Source organism: Hydrogenophaga sp. LT287 (assembly GCF_055702805.1).
The window spans coordinates 113,592-131,834 of record NZ_JBVPZC010000001.1 but is presented as its reverse complement, the minus strand read 5'-3'; the positions used below and the strand labels follow the sequence as shown (position 1 = coordinate 131,834).

Sequence of the window (18,243 nt, the reverse complement as noted above, 5' to 3'; positions counted from 1 at the left end):
TTCAGCCAGCCAAACGGGCCACATCATTGAACAAGGCAATGGCCATCATCGCCATCAGGATCACGACACCCCCGCGCTGCAGCCGCTCCATCCAGACGTCGGACACGCTGCGGCCAGTGAGACCTTCCCAAAGATAATACATCAGGTGTCCACCGTCCAAGACCGGTAGCGGCAGCAGGTTGAGCACCCCCAGACTGACGCTGATCAGCGCGAGAAACAGCAGGTAAGAAGTGATACCAAGGCTGGCCGATTTGCCCGCGTAGTCGGCAATCGTCAACGGACCGCTGAGGTTTTTGATCGACGCTTCGCCAATCACCATGCGCCCCATCATTTTGAGCGTGAGCCATGACACCTCGGCCGTGCGAACCACGCCCTGGGTGAACCCGTCCAGCACGCCAAACCGCACGGTGGTCATGGCGGGCGCTGCACCGATGTACGCACCCACCCGCCCAACCCAGGCGCCCGCCTGTTGCTCGGGAACGGGTTTCACCAACAACGCCTGACGCTGGCCGTTGCGATCCACCACCCACTGCTGCTCAATGCCTTGGCCCGCAGGGCCTACAGCCGCACGGATGAGGCCGCGCAAGCGCTGACCATCACTGACGGGCAGGCCATCAACGCTTTGAACAACATCGCCCGATCGCAACCCGGCGGCGGCAGCGGCCCCCCCCTCCATCACGTCGCCCACCACGGGGGCGGTCCACGGCCCGAGGATGCCAATGCGCTGGAACAGACTCGCATCGGCTTCACGCACATCCATCTCGCTCAGCGCCAGGGTCACGGGCCGGGCGCTACCGCCCTCTTCGCCCGCCACCCACAGGGTCATGTTGTCACCCGACAGTGCGGCCTGCGTCAGGCGCCAGCGCAAGTCTTCAAAAGAAGCAACCGGCGTGGGCTCGGCGTCTGCCGCAGCCGCTTGCGACACCCACTCGCCGCCCACCAAGCCTGCGCGCTCGGCCAGAGAAGACGCTGCGGGGCTGGCCAACACTGGTTTGGGCTCTTCAACACCCGTCCAGTTCACCAGTGCGTATAGAGCGACCGCCAGCAAGAGATTAGCCGCCGGACCAGCGGCCACAATGGCCGCCCGGGAGCGCAGCGGCTGGGTGTTGAACGCGAGGTGCTTTTCAGCCGGGTCCACCGGGGCTTCGCGCTCGTCCAGCATGCGCACATAGCCGCCCAAGGGCAACGCGCACAACACAAACTCGGTGGGGCTGCCTTTGCGGCGCCAGGTCAACAAGGGCTTTCCAAAGCCGATGGAGAAGCGCAAGACCTTGACGCCGCAGGCCACCGCCACGCGGTAATGGCCATACTCGTGAACAGCGATCAGCAAACCCAAGGCGAGAACAAAAGCGACCAGAGTGAGCATGAGACCTCAATGACCAGATGAACGGGGAACAGACCGAGCGCAGTGGGGTTAAGCCCTGCGTCGAATCAAGCGGGAAGCTGCTGCACCATCAAGCCGGCCCTCGACCGGGCCTCGGCATCAATGGCCAGCAAGTCGTCCAGCGACTGCGGTTTGGAGGGCACCACGGCCTGCAAAGTTGCATGGTTAACCGTGTGGATCTGGTCGAAACGCAAACGACCATCAAGAAAAGCCGCCACCGCGACTTCATTGGCTGCGTTCAGCACCGCCGTGGTGCCTGTGGGCCCGGCCAAGGCATCCCAGGCGAGTTGAAGACCCGGGAAGCGCTCCTTATCGGGTTTTTCGAAGGTCAGCGCAGCCAGATTGGAAAAATCCAAGGAGGCCGCACCCGAGGCCATGCGTTCCGGCCATGAAAGCCCGTAAGCAATGGGCACGCGCATGTCGGGTGTGCCCAGTTGCGCGACCACGGACGAATCGGTGTACTGCACCATCGAATGGATCACGCTTTGCGGATGGATCACCACCTCAATTTGTGCGGGTGCCAGGCCGAACAGGTAACGCGCCTCGATCACCTCCAGCGCCTTGTTCATCATGGTCGCGGAGTCCACGGAAATTTTGCGGCCCATGACCCAGTTCGGGTGGGCGCAGGCTTCCGCGGGGGTCACCGCGGCCAGCGTGGCTGGATCGCGTGTGCGAAACGGCCCGCCCGAGGCCGTCAGCACAATCTTCTGCACACGGCGAGCCCATGCCGTCGGGTCTTCCGGCAACGACTGGAAAATGGCCGAATGCTCGCTGTCAATGGGCAGCAGGGTGGCGCCGCCGGTGCGAACAGCGTCCATGAACAGATCGCCGCCCACCACCAGCGCCTCCTTGTTGGCCAGCATCAGCTTTTTGCCCGCGCGGGCCGCAGCCAGGCAGGGCGCCAGGCCCGCAGCACCCACGATCGCACCCATCACGGCATCCACCGCCGCATCGGTGCTGACGTCGCACAACGCCTGTGGCCCAGCCAAAACCTCAACGGCCAGGCCGAGCTCGCGCACGCGGCGCTCAAGTTGCTGGGCATGGTCGGCGCTGGTCATCACAGCGAATCGGGGCGAAAACTGCTGGCATTGCGCCAGCAAGAGCTCCACCTGCGTGGCCGCCGTCAGCGCAAACACCTTGTAGCGTTCCGGGTGGCGAGCCAGCACGTCGAGCGTGCTGGTTCCTATCGAACCGGTTGAGCCCAAAATGGTGACAAATTGCATGGTGGTCATGGCATCAGAGGTAGAAAAATTTTCGGGCGGGCCTGAGCAACGCCTCCAAGCACACCTGGTCAAGGCGCGCATTGGCAAGGCCGAGCAAGTGGGTCTGGAAATGGCGAGCGGGCATGAGCGAAGGACGCTCAGCCGCTCAGAGCGTTGCCAGCATCATGGCCAGCGGCAACACGGGCAACAAGGCATCCACACGGTCCAGCACGCCCCCATGGCCGGGCAGCAGTTGACTGGAGTCTTTAACCCCCGCACTGCGCTTGACCAAAGACTCCACCAGATCGCCCACCACACCCATGGCCACCAAAAACAACAAGGCGAGCGCCGCCAGCCAGGTGCCATTGGCCCAGAGCAGCGCGTACAGACTGCCGCTATCACCCAGCCCCTGGGCATCGGCGTAGAGCCAGCCAGCTGCCAGCAAAAACACACCGAGCACACCGCTCACCGCACCCTCCCAGCTTTTGCCGGGGCTGATGGTGGGCGCCAGTTTGCGACGTCCCATCGCTTTGCCGCCGAAGTAGGCGGCAATGTCGGCCATCCAGACCAGCACGAGCACGGAGAGCAAAAATTCGAGCCCGATCAGGCGCGCCTGCACCAGCGCAAGCCAAGCACAGGCCAGCAGGAAAAGACCAATCCAGAGCCTCAGCGCAACAGGCCAGCGCCCCCAGCCGGGCACACCACGCCTCAGCATGACCAACGCCAGCACGGTCCAGAGCCCACCTACCGCCAACCACAACGGGCGCCACGACACGGCCAGCCCGCCGGCAACCCAAAAAGCGGCCAGCGCGAGACCCAATCCAACCCCCAGCGACACAGCCTTGGCAGAGCGGCAACCGTTCAGCCGGGCCCATTCCCAGCCGGCGGCCACGATCATCAGCAAAGCCAACAGGGCAAAAGGCTCAATGGCGTCATAAAACAAAGCGGGCAGCAAGACCGCCAGGAGCAGCAGCGCGGTGATGACGCGCTGCTTAAGCATGCCGCTGCTCCGGTGCTGCCACCGCGGCGCTTTGTTCGGCCGTCTGCCCAAAGCGGCGCTGGCGGCCTGCGAAATCGGTCAATGCCTTGTCCAGCTCGGCTGCATCAAATTCGGGCCAAAGGCAGTCGGTGAAATACAGCTCGGTGTACGCAGACTGCCAGAGGAGGAAGTTGCTGATGCGCAACTCACCCCCGGTGCGGATCAACAGGTCAGGATCGCCCACATGGGACAGCGCAGTGACCTCAGACATGCTCTGCTCGGTAATTTCGCGCCCGGCTTGGGCCAGCCGGCGGGCAGCCTGCACCACGTCCCAGCGGCCACCGTAGTTGAAACACACATTGAGCGCCAGACGGTTGTTGTCCGCCGTGTCAGCCTCGGCCGCTTCCAGACCTTGCACGACACGCACGGAAAGCTGGCTGCGGTCGCCGGGAAAATACAGCCGGACACCGTGCTTCTTCAAGCTGGGTACCTCGCGCGAGAGCGCCATGACCAACAGCTCCATCAGGCCGGTCACCTCTTCCGCAGGTCGCTTCCAGTTTTCCGACGAAAACGCGAACACCGTCAGCACGGGAATGCCGCGCTCGATACACGCCTGCACCGTCTTGCGCAAAGCCTCCACGCCATGCTTGTGGCCTGCGGCACGGGGCAGCCAACGTTTTTGCGCCCACCGCCCATTGCCGTCCATGACCACCGCCACATGGTGCGGCATCCCGGTGGGCGGCGGGCAAAGAGGCAAAAAGGGTTCAGCCATGAAGGGATGGTGTGGTCGACGTGCGGGTGTTGATGGAAAAAACCGGGGGTCTCAGACCTCCATGATGTCCTGCTCTTTGGCGGCCACCAACCGGTCGACCTCGTTGATCATGCGGTCGGTGAGCTTCTGCACATCGTCCTGCGAACGGCGCTCGTCGTCTTCCGATGCGAGCTTGTCTTTGACCAGCTTCTTGACCGACTCGTTCGCGTCGCGGCGCAAATTGCGAATGGCGATCTTGGCCGCTTCGCCGTCGGTACGCACCACCTTGGTCAATTCCTTGCGGCGCTCTTCGGTCATGGGCGGCATAGGTACGCGAATCATGTCTCCCTGGCTGGAGGGGTTCAGACCCAGGTCAGACTCCCGAATCGCCTTTTCAATCTTCGCGCCCATGCTCTTCTCCCACGGGGCCACGCCAATGGTGCGCGCGTCCAACAGCGACAAGTTGGCCACCTGGGACAGCGGCAACATGGAACCGTAGTAGTCGACGTGCACCGTGTCGAGCAGCTGCGGGTTGGGTCGTCCGGTACGGACTCTGGACAGGCTGTTTTTCAGCGCTTCCAGCGACTGCTGCATCTTGTGCTCAGCGGTCTGGCGAATTTCGGCGGTACTCATGAATACTCCTCACTGCGTCTTGAATTGGCGATGCCTGCAGGGCATCAAACGTGAACCAGCGTGCCTTCGTCCCCACCCAGCACCACATTGCGCAAAGCGCCCGGCTTGAAGATCGAGAACACTTTCACGGGCAGCTTCTGGTCGCGGCACAGCGCGAACGCTGTGGCGTCCATCACCTGCAAGTTTTTGGACATGGCTTCGTCAAAAGAAAGGCTGGCGTAGCGTGTCGCCAGCGGGTCTTTGTTGGGATCGGCGCTGTAAACACCGTCCACCTTGGTGGCCTTCAGCACAATTTCCGCACCAATTTCGGCACCGCGCAGGGCGGCAGCCGTGTCGGTGGTGAAAAACGGGTTGCCGGTCCCTGCCGCAAACACCACAACCTTGCCTTCTTCCAGATACTGCAAGGCCTTGGGGCGGACATAAGGCTCCACCACCTGTTCAATAGAAATGGCGGACATCACACGCGCCACCAGACCCGCTTTGTCCATGGTGTCGGCCAAGGCCAGAGAGTTCATCACCGTGGCCAACATGCCCATGTAATCGGCCGTGGCACGGTCCATACCGACCGAGCCGCCCGCCACACCACGAAAAATGTTGCCGCCACCGATCACGATGGCCACCTGAACACCGAGGCGGGTGACTTCAGCGATTTCTTCCACCATGCGAACGATGGTGGCCCGGTTGATACCAAAGGCGTCGTCGCCCATCAGGGCTTCGCCCGACAACTTCAGCAGGATCCGTTTATAGGCAGGCATGAAACAACTTTCTCGAAGGCAAAAATAAAACGTTCAGCCGATAAGTGTAGCGAAGCAAGCACCGTTCGGCACTGGCGCCATGTGGACCAAGGCTGAAAGCCTGCACCCCACAAGAGAACGGGCCTTGCGGCCCGTTGTATCTTCTCAGCAGGGGCACGGGCAAGCCCCGTCGGGAGTCAGGCGCCTTTGGCTGCTGCCACCTGGGCTGCAACTTCAGCGGCGAAATCGTCCACTTTTTTCTCAATGCCCTCACCCACCACATACAGAGTGAAACCCTTCACCGTGGTGCCGGCTGCCTTGAGCATCTGCTCAACGGTCTGCTTGTCGTTTTTCACGAAAGGCTGGTTGAACAAGGAAACTTCCTTGAGGTACTTTTGTACCGCGCCATCGATGCGCTTGGCCACGATTTCGTCGCTCTGGGCGGGCTTGCCCGCCGCCACCAGCTCTTTGTTGGCTTCGTCGGCCTTGGCCGTGGCCACCGAGCGCTCGCGCTCGATGTACTCGGCAGGCACGTCTGCGCTGGTCAGCGCCACGGGCTTCATGGCGGCGATGTGCATCGCCGTATCTTTGGCAGGCACTTCTTCGCCGTCAAACTCGACCAGCACGCCAATGCGGGTGCCGTGCAAGTAGCCAGCCACTTTGCCCGCACCGCTGTAGCGCTTGAAACGGCGGAAGCTCATGTTCTCGCCAATCTTGCCAATCAGGCCCTTGCGCACTTCTTCCAGGGTGGGGCCGAAACCGTCCTGGCTGTAGGGCAGTTCGCCCAAGGCGGTCAGATCGGCAGGATTGTGCTCAGCCACCAGCTTTGCCGCAGCGTTTGCCAATGCCAGGAAGCTGTCGTTCTTGGTCACAAAGTCGGTTTCGCAATTGACTTCCACCATGGCACCCGTGGTGCCTTCGATGAAGCTGGTGACCACACCTTCAGCCGTCACGCGGCTAGCGGCCTTGCCAGCCTTGGTGCCCAGCTTGACACGCAACAACTCTTCGGCCTTCGCCATGTCGCCGTCGGCTTCGGTCAGCGCTTTTTTGCACTCCATCATCGGCGCGTCGGTCTTGGCACGCAGTTCAGCGACCATGCTTGCAGTAATTGCCATTTTTCAGTTCTCCGTTGATCGCACCGCCTCAGCAGGCGGCACACATCATTCAATTGATCCAGTTGACTTGTGAAAAAGGGGCCCATGAGCCCCTCTTTCTCGAAAGAGCAGCAATCAGGCGGCTGCGTCTTCCTTGACTTCCACGAACTCGTCGTTGCCTTCAGCCACCACGGTTTTCACGAGGTCATTCACAGCGCTGTTGCGACCTTCAAGGATGGCGTCAGCAATGCCACGGGCGTAGAGCGCCACGGCACGGGCCGAGTCGTCGTTGCCAGGGATGACGTAGTCGATGCCCACGGGCGAGTGGTTGGTGTCCACCACGCCAACCAGCGGGATACCCAGCTTTTGGGCTTCGAGCACGGCGATTTTGTGGAAACCAACGTCGATCACAAAAATGGCATCGGGCAGTGCAGCCATGTCCTGAATGCCACCGATGTCTTTTTCCAGCTTTTCCATCTCACGGGAGAAGGTCAGCTGCTCTTTTTTGGACATGCTGTCCAGACCGGCCTCTTTTTGAGCCTGCATCTCTTTCAGACGCTTGATCGAGGTCTTGACCGTCTTGAAGTTGGTCAGCATGCCGCCGAGCCAACGCTGATCCACAAACGGCACACCAGCACGACGGGCTTCTTGCGCCACGATGTCGCGCGACTGGCGCTTGGTACCCACCATCAGGATGGTGCCGCGGTTGGCGGTCAGCTGACGCACAAACTTGGCGGCATCTTCAAACAACGGCAACGTCTTTTCGAGGTTGACGATGTGGATTTTGTTGCGGTGACCGAAGATGTACGGAGCCATCTTGGGGTTCCAGAAGCGGGTTTGGTGACCGAAGTGGACACCGGCTTCCAGCATTTCGCGCATGGAGATAGACATAAGATTTCTTTCCAGAGGTTAAGACTAAAATCCAGCCCCGATCACCTGGTTGCGCAGCGCTTGTGCGCTTTCACTTCCAAGGCAACACCCGGTTGGGCTGGTTTGCGATTGGCTTTGCTGCTTTTAAGGCCCCCGACCACATCCGTGGTGAGGCAGCCCGCCGCACAGCCAATCGATTATAGCAGCCGCACGGGAAACTACCCATCAACACCCACTCCGGCGCCCGCTTCCGTGCGCTGGAGGACGTTTCAGCGACCTTCATGCCCCGCAACTGCTCGCAGCGCACCCACAGCGCCATTTCAGCCTTCACCGCGCCATGCGCCCAAGCCAGCGGGAGATCCTCTTGAAGCTCGCCGTCGTTGGATCGGGCATTGTGGGCATCACTACAGCCTATGAACTGGCGCTGGACGGGCACGAGGTGACCGTGTTTGAGCGGCGCAACACCGCCGCCGAAGAAAGCAGTTTCGCCAGCGGCAGCCTGCTGGCGCCCGGCTGGAATGCGTTTGGGGGAGTAAATGGCCGCGGTCTGGGCGCTCTGATGCCCTGGGCAAACCCCGGCAGCGCCCTGCAGCTGGGCAGTTGGCCGCGCGGCAAGGAATGGCCTTGGCTTTGGCAATGGCTGCGCGCCGGCAAAGCCGAGCGCCACACGAAGCTGCTGCAGGGTGTTCTTCGGTTGACCCACTACAGCCACGAACGCCTCCAAACTTTGACCGGCGCCTTGCAACTGGATTACGACAGGACCGACGGCATGCTCGTGCTCTGGCGCACAGAACAAGACCAGGCAAACGCACAGGAACCCCTGAGAGTCATGGCCGACATGGGCTGGAAAGGCCGGGTGCTCTCTGCCGATGAAGCCCGCCTGCGTGAGCCAGCACTGAATGCCGGCACCGCTCTGCATGCCGCGCTGGAGATCACAGGAGAGGCTTCGGCCAATTGCCGCCAGTTTGCGCTGCAGCTGAAGACCGAAGCGCAAAAGCTGGGGTGCGAGTTTGAGTTTGGAGCCACTCTTGACCGCGTGGCTGTGGAGCCCGGCCAGGCAATGGGTGTCAAGCTGACCCTATCGCCGACCCAGACCGGGGCTGGCAACAGCGAAACCGTGCACTTCGACGGAGCCGTTTTGTGCGCCGGCGCGGCGGGCGCTGCCCTGTTGCGGCCACTGGGTCTGCGACTGCCTATGCTGCCTGTGTTTGGACACTCGGTCAGTGCAGCGGTTCGCGAACCCTTGGACGCGCCCCTGTCAGCGGTGCTGGATGCACACCAACAGATATCCATTTCGAGACTGGGTCAACGGGTCCGGGTTTGTGGTGGCCAACAATTTGGGCGTTCTGCTGGAGCCAAGTCGGCCAGCGAATTGAAACGCCTTTACCAAGTGCTGTCCGATTGGTACCCAGGCGCCGCCCGCATGGCAGACACCCGCGGCAGCGCGCAAGAATGGCATGGCGCGCAAGCCTGTGTGCCCGACGGACTCCCCGTGCTGGGGCCGACCCAACTGCCCGGCGTATGGGTCAACCTGGGGCACGGCAACAGCGGATGGTCCATGGCCTGCGGCAGCGCGCGTATCTTGGCCGACCAAATACGTGGCACGAAGCCCGACATAGATGGGGCGGACTACAGCCCCGCACGCTTCGGGCTTTGACGCAACCAGCCCACCGCAAAGGGTACGCGCGAGTGTTGGCCCGTGGTGAAATGCCCTCATGCGCATGGCGGACTGCGCAGCAGTGAACACACAAGGCACATGATGGGCGCGAAATGACACACACCGGCTTGACCGGGGTCGCGTCAGGCAGCACGATGTGTTTCTTCAATTTCCACAGCCAACACAAGGAGCAACACCATGGGCATGTTCAGTTTTATCAAGGAAGCCGGCGAAAAACTCTTCGGCATTGGCAAAGCGGAGGCCGCTGCACCCGCCGCCACGGCGCCCAGCCCAGAGCAGATTGCCGCGCTAGGCCAGACGGCCGCCCAGGCCATCGCCACGTACATCAACAGCATGGGGTTGAAGATCGAGGCGCTCGACGTTGGCTTTGACCCCGCCAGCGCAACGGTCACGGTAGCCGGCATCGCGCCCGATCAGGCCACGCGTGAAAAAGTGGTGCTGTGCTGCGGCAACGTCGCCAGCGTCACCCAGGTCAACGACTTGATGACCGTGGCCACCCCAGAACCCGAGTCGCAGATGTACACCGTGGTCAAGGGCGACAACTTGTCCAAGATCAGCAAAGCCTTTTACGGCACGCCCAACAAATACCCTCAGATTTTTGAGGCCAACAAGCCCATGTTGACCCACCCCGACAAGATTTACCCTGGCCAGGTGCTGCGTATTCCGGCGGCCTGATCACAGGCTCAGTTACGCACATGCGACCGGTTAACGCGGCCTGCACCGACGCGCTTTACAGCGTTGAGGCCACCCGGGCTATGGAGCTACAGGTAGCCGCGCGCCTGCCTCCGCACCAGTTGATGGCCCGCGCGGGCTTGGCCGTGGCGCGGCTGGCGTGCGCACTGGAACCCCACGCCCGCTGCATCTGGGTCGCCTGCGGACCGGGCAACAACGGTGGCGACGGCTTGATTGCGGCAACCCACCTGCACCAATGGGCGCGGTCGAGCGGCAGCTCGACACGGGTGGTGGTCACCCACTGGGCTGGCCCATCCTCCAAAGACCGATCGCTACCTCCAGACGCCGCACAAGCCCTGCGCCAGGCGCAAGCCGCTGGCGTGTGCTTTGCCGCGCATCCGCCCGAAGATTACGACCTCGCGATTGACGCGGTATTCGGCATCGGTCTTTCACGGGCGCCCGAGGGACTGGCTGAGCGATGGGTAGAGCTTTTGCGCGGCACCCCAAAAACAGTGCTCTGCGTGGATGTCCCCAGCGGCCTGAACGCCGACACCGGCACCTGGATGCCATTGAGCCGTGCAGTCCTGGGAGCGGCTGGCAGCCGCCACACGCTGGCGCTGCTCGCGCTAAAACCCGGCCTGTTCACCGCCGATGGACGGGATGCTGCTGGTCGGGTCTGGTTTGATGATTTGCAGGTCACGTCATCGGATCACCACCCACCTTGCGCACGTCTCAACGGCTGGGCAGACCCTGCGCGACTCCAGTCAAAACGATCGCACGCAAGCCACAAAGGGAGCTTCGGTGACGTGGTGGTCGTGGGCGGACAAGACATTGCAGCCCACGGATCGGGCATGACCGGAGCCGCCGTATTGGCTGCTCGCGCGGCCCTGCACGCAGGTGCCGGCCGCGTGTATGTGGGACTGCTGGAAGCCCACCCGCCCGCGGCAACAAACGCCGTGCGTTGGGACCCTTCGAGTCCCGAGTTGATGTTTCGCAACGTCAAGACGCTGCTGGACAGCCCCTTGCTGACCCATGCGTCTGTGGTTTGCGGGTGCGGCGGTGGGTCATCCGTGGCCACGGTATTGCCCCATATTCTTTCTGGCGCCCACACCCTCGTGCTCGATGCTGATGCATTGAATGCCGTCGCCAACGACACAACGCTTCAGGCGCTGCTGAGCGAACGCAGTGATCGAGGCTGGTCCACCGTCCTCACACCACACCCACTGGAAGCTGCACGGCTGCTGTGCTGCAGCACCGCGGACGTGATGGCGGACCGCCTGACTGCAGCCCAGACCCTGAGCGAGCGCTTCAACGCCGTGTGCGTGCTCAAAGGCTCAGGCACCGTCATCACCGCGCCGAAGCAGATTCCGCGGATCAACCCCACGGGCAACGCAGGGCTGGCCACTGCCGGCACGGGTGATGTGCTCGCAGGTATGCTGGGCAGTGCCCTGGCACAGCCCGGATTGACACCCGAGCAACAGCACGAGCGACTGGCCCACGCGGTGTTTCAGCACGGCTGGCTGGCGGACCAATGGCCTGTGGCCACAGATTTTTTGGGCGCTGAAGGGGGCGTCATAAAGACACTCACAGCCAGCCGGCTGGCTGACCGGGTGCACCCGATCGGGTAACCGCCATCTGTTCGCTCAGGCCGGGCAAGCGTTTGCGAGCCTTATGGGCTTGGGTATCTGGCTCAGCCGAGCAACATCAAGCCGACCTGCATGACGATGATCAACACCAGCACGGACAGGTCCACCCCGCCCACCGTGGGCACGATGCGGCGCACCGGCCGCAGCACGGGCGCACAAAGACGGTCCAAAGTGCCCAGCACCGGCGAGTGCGGCTGCACCCACGACAACACGGCGTAGGCCAGCAAGAGCATCATCAGACCCTGCAGCAAGGTGCGCAGCAGAAGTTTGATCGCCAGGGTGGGAATGGCCAGCAGCATCGCGGCTGGCGAAGCCTCTACCGGCGTGAGTGTGGCGGCCAGCATCAACCACAAGCCGCCGTAAGCCAGGGCAAACAGCACCGCAGCCATCAGGCTGCCCCAGTCCATGCGGCTTTGTGCCAGGCTGCGCGGCAGAATACGGCGCACTGGCGCGACCAGCCAATCGGTCACAGCAATCACCAGACGACCCGGCTGGGCCGACATGTGGATGCGATGGTGGTTCATCCAGGCACGCAACAGCGCCGCCGCGACCAGGAAAAAAAAGAAGGTATCGAGCAGGAAAAAAACAACGCGCATGCAGGTTCCTGTGGGGATTCAAAAAAGGACATCTGGCGCTTGAGCGCGCCAGCGAACAGACCACCCCGAGTTTAGAGGGTGCGCTTCAGGGCAGAAAACGGGTATTTAGGCCCCCACCAGCAGCAAGGGTGCCCGGGGCACCCGGGGATCGGGCTCCAGCCCTGCGGCCAAACGCTCCAGGGCCGCGGCCCGCGAAGCCTGAAGAAAGTCCAGCATGATGGGCGAACTGTCGGCCAGCGCATGTCGGTCGTGGTGAAACTCCGGGTGCCATTGCACGCCCCGTGCATAGGCATCACCGGTCCAGCGTATGGCTTCCACCAGCCCATCCAGCGTGGAAACGGCTTCTACCTCCACACCTTTTCCCAAGACAGCAACCGCCTGGTGGTGGATGCTGGTAACGCGCAACTGCGACGAGGTGGGGTACAACGCCGTCAGTGCGCTGCCTTGCAGAAACGTCACATCGTGCTCCAACTGATCGTACAGCTCGGTGTCCACATGCGGATGCGCTGCGAGGCACTGGGTCGCGATGTCCTGGTACAAGGTGCCACCAAACGCCACATTCAGCAACTGCGCCCCACGGCACACGCCCAGCACGGGCTTTTTTTGCGCGAGAAAGGCGCGCAGCAGGCTCAGTTCGTATCGGTCGCGCACCACGTCGCCCTGCCAGCGCGGGTCAATCGGCGTCTCGCCGTAGGTCTGCGGCGCCACATCCGCACCGCCTTGAAGCACCAGTGCATCCAGCTCCTGCACCACATGGTCGACCTTGAGGTGTCGCGCCGCGTGTTTGCTGTCGTGTGCGACGGCGGGCACCATGAACGCGACGGCGCCATGTTCCATGATCCAGTGGGCCAAGGATTGCTCGATGTATTGCAAGCTCTTGTTGCGAAAACCGAGCTCCGACGGCACCTGATACAGCAGGCGTGCCGACACCCCTATGCGCAGCGGGCGCTCGGTGAGCGCTTGGGTCTTTTTGCGGCGCGGTGCCGCAGCCGGTGGATCAAGCCCCACGGATGCGCTGGGTGCTCCGGCCGCCTTGTCGTCCTTGGAAATGCGGCGCTTGCGAGGCGGTGTGGTGACGCTTTCCATGCTTCTCGCCGGGCACCTAGCGGCGGCTCTTGCGGGGCTTGCCAGACGCCGACCGGGAGCCGCTGCGTTCCGCTTTTTTGCCCGCCGCTTTGCGCACCGAAGCTTTCACCTCCAAGGCGGGAGGCAATTTGGCGGCACCTGTTCGCCCTGGCGCAGTAGATTCGTTGTTGCCACCACGGCGGGGCTTGCTTGAGCGGCCTGCACCCGGCTCGCCCGCGTCGGACTGTCCGGTCTTGTCGCGCAGGGCACGCAACACCACGTCGTCGTTGTCGGTGACCAAACGGAAGTCGATACGGCGCCCATCCAAATCCACGCGGCTGACCTGCACCTGCACCCGCGAACCCAGTGCATAGCGGATACCAGTGCGTTCCCCACGCAACTCCTGGCGCGCTTCGTCGAACCGGAAGTACTCACCACCGAGCTCGGTGATGTGCACCAAGCCTTCGACATACATCACGTCCAGCGTGACAAACAGGCCGAAGCTCGTCACCGACGTCACCACGCCGCTGAACTCTTCGCCCAGATGCTCGCGCATGTACTTGCACTTGAGCCAGGCTTCCACATCGCGGCTGGCCTCGTCTGCACGGCGTTCGTTTGCGCTGCAATGCAACCCGGCTGCTTGCCACGCCAGCGTATCGACCGAAGGCTTTTTCACCGGCTCGCCCGCCACCGGCGGCTTGACACGGCTGGCCAGGCGCTTGCTCAACTTGGCATGAGCTTCACCCGGGGTCGGCAACACCGGCAACTGGTAGCGCTTACCCGCCAAGATGGCCTTGATGACGCGGTGCACCAACAAGTCAGGATAGCGCCGGATCGGGCTGGTGAAGTGGGTGTACGCGTCAAAGGCCAAGCCAAAGTGGCCCTGGTTGAGCGGCGTGTAGATGGCCTGCTGCATGGAACGCAGCAACATGGTGTGAATCTGCTGAGACTCGGGGCGGTCTTTGGTGGCACTCGCGATCTTCTGAAACTCCGACGGGTGCGGGTTGTCGCTGATGGTCTGCGTTACACCCATCGCCTTAAGATAGTTGCGCAGAATGTCCTGCTTCTCGGGCGTGGGACCTTCGTGCACCCGGAAGAGTCCGGTGTGCTTGCCCTCGCCAATGAAGTCGGCCGAACACACGTTGGCCGCCAGCATGGCTTCTTCAATCAGCTTGTGGGCATCGTTGCGGGTGCGCGGGATGATCTTTTCAATGCGGCCCGAATCGTCACACACGATCTGGGTTTCCACCGTTTCGAAGTCCACCGCACCACGCACCTGGCGCGCCACCAACAAGGCACGGTAGACATCGTGCAGATTCACCAGGTACGGCACCAGCGCCTTGCGCTGAGCCGCCTCCGGCCCCCGGGTGTTTTGCAAAATAGCGGCCACCTCGGTGTAGGTGAACCGGGCATGACTGAACATCACAGCCGGATAAAACTGGTACGCGTGGATTTCGCCTTTGGCGTTCACCAGCATGTCGCACACCATGCAAAGCCGCTCAACGCCCGGGTTCAATGAACACAGACCGTTGGACAGCTTCTCGGGCAGCATGGGGATCACGCGGCGCGGGAAGTAAACGGAAGTAGCACGGTCGTAGGCGTCCACGTCGATCGCCGACCCGGTTTCCACGTAATGGCTCACATCCGCAATCGCCACCAGCAAACGCCATCCTTTGCCACGCCCCACTTTGGCCGGTTCGCAGTACACAGCATCGTCAAAGTCGCGCGCATCCTCGCCGTCGATGGTCACCAGGGGCACGTCGCGCAGATCAACACGGTGCAAGTGGTCCGCAGCACGCACGTGGTCGGGCAAGCTGCGCGCCTGGGCGAGCGCGGCGTCGGAAAACTCATGGGGCACGTCGTATTTGCGCACCGCGATTTCAATTTCCATGCCCGGGTCGTCGATGTCACCGAGCACTTCTTTCACGCGACCCACCGGCTGCCCATAGAGCGCGGGTGGTTCGGTCAGTTCGACCACGACGACCTGACCAGCATGGGCAGAGCCAATCGCCCCTTTTGGGATCAAAACGTCCTGGCCGTAACGCTTGTCTTCAGGCGCCACCAGCCAGACGCCGCTTTCTTGCAACAGACGGCCGATGATGGGAGAGTTAGAGCGTTCAACAATCTCGGTCACTCGACCCTCGGGGCGGCCCTTGCGATCAAGGCGCACGATGCGCGCCTTGACGCGGTCCTTGTGCAGGACGGCACGCATTTCGTTGGAGGGAAGGTAGATGTCGGCCTGCCCATCGTCTCGGACAACGAAACCGTGTCCATCGCGATGCCCAGAAACCACACCTTCAAATTCGGCCAACAGGCTGTTCTTTTCGTTCACTATTTTTTTGGAAATATTTAAATGCTATACTAGCGGTTTCCTGAGATGCCCAGGTGGCGGAATTGGTAGACGCACTAGTTTCAGGTACTAGCGCCGAGAGGCGTGGAGGTTCGAGTCCTCTCTTGGGCACCATAATCATAAAGGCTTGCCGACGTAAAAGTTGGCAAGCCTTTTTCTTTTGCACTCGCGAAACAACCTGAATGCTCAATAAGCGTGTAGCGACGTGTGCAAGCACCCAAATCTGCAGCACCCTTTCGAAAACAGGAAAAATCACCGTATAATTCGAGACTTCCTGAGATGCCCAGGTGGCGGAATTGGTAGACGCACTAGTTTCAGGTACTAGCGCTGAGAGGCGTGGAGGTTCGAGTCCTCTCTTGGGCACCAAAGATTTGAGGGCTTGCTGACACGTGTTGGCAAGCCCTTTTTCTTTGGGCAAACGGCATGAAGCAACCCGAGCAACCCTGACATCTGGCTGCCTCGTCGAAGGCAAAACGTCATAAAGGGCGGTGTCCTGACGGCCAGCCATCAGAACACCGGTGAAGCGCGCAAAGCCCCCAATCAGAACGGTACCGCCAGCAGATCATGGCCCTCGGCAGCCACGATGCGCGCCTTGGTGAACTCCCCTACTTTCAGCGTCTTGCTGATTTTCTCTGGCGGCAGCAAACGCACCAGGCCGTCAATTTCAGGGGCATCGGCATAACTGCGGCCCACGCCACCTTTTTTACCCAGACCTGGGGCCGAATCCACCAGCACTTGCATGGTCGCGCCCACGCGCTGACGCAATTTTTCTGCCGACACCGCTTCTGCCACCGCCATGAAACGTGCTCGGCGCTCTTCACGGACTTCGCTGGGAACCGGGTTGTCCAAGGCATTGGCGGCAGCCCCCTGTACCGGAGAGAAAGCGAAGCAGCCTGCACGGTCAATCTGCGCCTCCTGCACAAAATCAAGCAGGTGTTGAAACTCCGCCTCGGTCTCGCCGGGAAAACCCGCGATGAACGTGCTGCGAACCACGATTTCAGGACACAACTCTCGCCAACGTGCAATGCGCTCCAGGTTCTTCTCGCCACTGGCCGGCCGCTTCATGCGCTTGAGCACATCGGGGTGGCTGTGTTGCAAGGGCACATCCAGATACGGCAGGCACAAACCTTCCGCCATGAGCGGAATGATCTCGTCCACATGCGGGTAGGGATACACGTAATGCAAGCGCACCCAGGCACCATAGCCCTTGGCCAACTCGCCCAGGGAACGCACCAAGTCCAGCATGCGCGTTTTGACCGGTTTTCCATCCCAAAAACCGGTGCGGTATTGCATGTCCACGCCATAAGCAGACGTGTCCTGACTGACCACCAGCAACTCTTTGACGCCCGCTTCAAAGAGCTTGCGCGCCTCGGTCAGCACATCGCCAACGGGCCGACTCACCAAATCACCCCGCATGGACGGGATGATGCAAAAAGTGCAGCGGTGGTTACAGCCCTCGCTGATCTTCAAATAGGCGTAGTGGCGCGGCGTCAGCTTGATACCCTGGGCCGGAACCAGGTCCACAAACGGATCATGCGGCTTGGGCAGGTGCAGGTGCACCGCCGTCATGACCTCGTGCGTGGCGTGCGGACCCGTGACGGCCAACACACTGGGGTGCATTTTGCGCACCAGGTTATCGCCGTCGTCGCCGGTGCGGGCACCCAGACAACCCGTCACGATCACCTTGCCATTTTCGGCCAGGGCCTCGCCAATGGTGTCCAGACTTTCGCGGACAGCATCGTCAATGAAGCCACACGTGTTGACGATCACCAGATCGGCGCCGGCAAACGTTTTGGAGGTTTGATAGCCCTCAGCGCTCAGCTGGGTCAGGATGAGTTCGGAGTCGGTCAGCGCTTTGGGGCAGCCCAGACTGACAAAACCGACTTTCGGCGCGGCAGCGCCCGGTGTGGCAACAGTTTCATTCATGGACCAATTGTCTCAGACTGCCCGCAACCGCACACGCCGCCAGGGCGCAGCGGCCATCTACCGCTTCAAACCCAGGGCAGCCATCATTTGTTCGCTGTTCTTTTGCATCTGCTCCTGCATTTGCGTGAAAGCGGTGCGCGACTGCTCCATGTAAGTACCCATCATCCCCTGCATCATGGGCGACTGCACATTCATGAACTGCTTCCAGGCTTCCGGGTTCAAGCCGCTGGACTGCTCGGTCATCTTGTGCTGCAGGTCCATGAATATCTGGACGTTTTTCTCCAGATACGCCCCCATGAAGTCTTGCATGGCATGACCATAGAAGCGAATGATGTTGGCCAGCACCTGCTCGGTAAAGATCGGCACGCCTGCGGTTTCCTCTTCCAGAATGATCTGCAACAGGATGCTGCGCGTCAGGTCATCGTTGGTCTTGGCATCGCGCACCACAAAGAGCTCGTTGTCCATGACCAACGACTTGACCTCGGCCAAGGTGATGTAGGACGAGGTGTCGGTGTCGTACAGACGGCGGTTCGGGTATTTTTTGATCACCCGCACCACGCCTGCAGGAGAAGAGCCGGCCTCGGCCTTGTTTTTTTGCACGAAAAATCTTTCAGAATGGGACGGTTCAGAGCCCGTCGACGGGGCAAAGGATACGGCACATTC

At 61.7% G+C, this 18,243-nt stretch carries 16 protein-coding genes and 2 tRNA genes; 5 read left to right on the top strand and 13 right to left on the bottom strand.

Annotation, left to right across the window (positions count from 1 at the left end; all coding sequences use genetic code 11):
• Position 1 precedes the first annotated feature (1 nt).
• The 8 genes from rseP to rpsB all read right to left on the bottom strand — a co-directional run bounded on the left by rseP (position 2) and on the right by rpsB (position 7,668).
• On the bottom strand, positions 2 to 1,366 hold the full coding sequence (gene rseP, locus AC0GNR_RS00625; RefSeq protein ID WP_472899081.1) for an RIP metalloprotease RseP: 1,365 nt from the start codon (positions 1,364 to 1,366) through the stop codon (positions 2 to 4).
• 65 nt (positions 1,367 to 1,431) lie between these two features.
• Positions 1,432 to 2,616 (bottom strand): 1-deoxy-D-xylulose-5-phosphate reductoisomerase, encoded by a 1,185-nt coding sequence (gene ispC / locus AC0GNR_RS00620; protein ID WP_472899080.1) that lies wholly within the window; start codon positions 2,614 to 2,616, stop codon positions 1,432 to 1,434.
• A gap of 136 nt (positions 2,617 to 2,752) precedes the next feature.
• Positions 2,753 to 3,586: a phosphatidate cytidylyltransferase gene (locus AC0GNR_RS00615; protein ID WP_472899079.1), complete on the bottom strand. Its 834-nt coding sequence runs from the start codon at positions 3,584 to 3,586 to the stop codon at positions 2,753 to 2,755.
• Complete coding sequence (gene uppS, locus AC0GNR_RS00610; protein WP_472899078.1) at positions 3,579 to 4,337, bottom strand: polyprenyl diphosphate synthase; 759 nt, start codon at positions 4,335 to 4,337, stop codon at positions 3,579 to 3,581. The genes AC0GNR_RS00615 and uppS overlap by 8 nt, the downstream gene beginning before the upstream one ends.
• Positions 4,338 to 4,388: 51 nt before the next feature.
• Positions 4,389 to 4,949, bottom strand: coding sequence for a ribosome recycling factor (gene frr, locus AC0GNR_RS00605; protein ID WP_472899077.1), 561 nt, complete (start codon positions 4,947 to 4,949; stop codon positions 4,389 to 4,391).
• A 44-nt stretch (positions 4,950 to 4,993) separates the two neighbouring features.
• Positions 4,994 to 5,704, bottom strand: a complete 711-nt coding sequence (gene pyrH, locus AC0GNR_RS00600; RefSeq protein WP_472899076.1) for a UMP kinase — start codon at positions 5,702 to 5,704, stop codon at positions 4,994 to 4,996.
• A gap of 176 nt (positions 5,705 to 5,880) precedes the next feature.
• A complete protein-coding gene (gene tsf / locus AC0GNR_RS00595) occupies positions 5,881 to 6,798 on the bottom strand; it encodes a translation elongation factor Ts (protein WP_472899075.1) in 918 nt (305 codons plus the stop codon).
• Between the two features lie 114 nt (positions 6,799 to 6,912).
• The gene (gene rpsB, locus AC0GNR_RS00590) at positions 6,913 to 7,668 is read right to left on the bottom strand and encodes a 30S ribosomal protein S2 (RefSeq protein WP_472899074.1); all 756 of its coding nucleotides are present in this window, start codon (positions 7,666 to 7,668) and stop codon (positions 6,913 to 6,915) included.
• 343 nt (positions 7,669 to 8,011) lie between these two features.
• Between rpsB and AC0GNR_RS00585 the strand changes: the two genes are divergently transcribed.
• The 3 genes from AC0GNR_RS00585 to AC0GNR_RS00575 all read left to right on the top strand — a co-directional run bounded on the left by AC0GNR_RS00585 (position 8,012) and on the right by AC0GNR_RS00575 (position 11,625).
• Entirely contained in the window at positions 8,012 to 9,304 is a 1,293-nt protein-coding gene (locus AC0GNR_RS00585; RefSeq protein WP_472899073.1) for an FAD-dependent oxidoreductase, read from the top strand.
• 198 nt (positions 9,305 to 9,502) lie between these two features.
• Entirely contained in the window at positions 9,503 to 10,000 is a 498-nt protein-coding gene (gene lysM / locus AC0GNR_RS00580; RefSeq protein WP_472899072.1) for a peptidoglycan-binding protein LysM, read from the top strand.
• Between the two features lie 20 nt (positions 10,001 to 10,020).
• The gene (locus AC0GNR_RS00575) at positions 10,021 to 11,625 is read left to right on the top strand and encodes an NAD(P)H-hydrate dehydratase (RefSeq protein WP_472899071.1); all 1,605 of its coding nucleotides are present in this window, start codon (positions 10,021 to 10,023) and stop codon (positions 11,623 to 11,625) included.
• Positions 11,626 to 11,687: 62 nt separating this feature from the next.
• On the opposite strand, the gene AC0GNR_RS00570 is transcribed toward AC0GNR_RS00575, so the two are convergent.
• The 3 genes from AC0GNR_RS00570 to rnr all read right to left on the bottom strand — a co-directional run bounded on the left by AC0GNR_RS00570 (position 11,688) and on the right by rnr (position 15,636).
• Entirely contained in the window at positions 11,688 to 12,239 is a 552-nt protein-coding gene (locus AC0GNR_RS00570; RefSeq protein WP_472899070.1) for a YggT family protein, read from the bottom strand.
• A 105-nt stretch (positions 12,240 to 12,344) separates the two neighbouring features.
• The gene (locus AC0GNR_RS00565; protein WP_472899069.1) at positions 12,345 to 13,325 is read right to left on the bottom strand and encodes a gamma-glutamyl-gamma-aminobutyrate hydrolase family protein; all 981 of its coding nucleotides are present in this window, start codon (positions 13,323 to 13,325) and stop codon (positions 12,345 to 12,347) included.
• A gap of 16 nt (positions 13,326 to 13,341) precedes the next feature.
• A complete protein-coding gene (gene rnr / locus AC0GNR_RS00560) occupies positions 13,342 to 15,636 on the bottom strand; it encodes a ribonuclease R (protein WP_472899068.1) in 2,295 nt (764 codons plus the stop codon).
• 47 nt (positions 15,637 to 15,683) lie between these two features.
• Between rnr and AC0GNR_RS00555 the strand changes: the two genes are divergently transcribed.
• Together AC0GNR_RS00555 and AC0GNR_RS00550 are read left to right on the top strand one after the other, a co-directional pair.
• A tRNA-Leu gene (locus AC0GNR_RS00555) sits at positions 15,684 to 15,768 on the top strand.
• A gap of 167 nt (positions 15,769 to 15,935) precedes the next feature.
• Positions 15,936 to 16,020 (top strand) — tRNA-Leu (locus AC0GNR_RS00550).
• A gap of 174 nt (positions 16,021 to 16,194) precedes the next feature.
• On the opposite strand, the gene rimO is transcribed toward AC0GNR_RS00550, so the two are convergent.
• Both rimO and phaR read right to left on the bottom strand, forming a co-directional pair.
• Positions 16,195 to 17,580, bottom strand: coding sequence for a 30S ribosomal protein S12 methylthiotransferase RimO (gene rimO / locus AC0GNR_RS00545; RefSeq protein WP_472899067.1), 1,386 nt, complete (start codon positions 17,578 to 17,580; stop codon positions 16,195 to 16,197).
• A 57-nt stretch (positions 17,581 to 17,637) separates the two neighbouring features.
• The gene (phaR, locus tag AC0GNR_RS00540; RefSeq protein WP_472899066.1) at positions 17,638 to 18,180 is read right to left on the bottom strand and encodes a polyhydroxyalkanoate synthesis repressor PhaR; all 543 of its coding nucleotides are present in this window, start codon (positions 18,178 to 18,180) and stop codon (positions 17,638 to 17,640) included.
• Between the last annotated feature and the right edge of the window lie 63 nt (positions 18,181 to 18,243).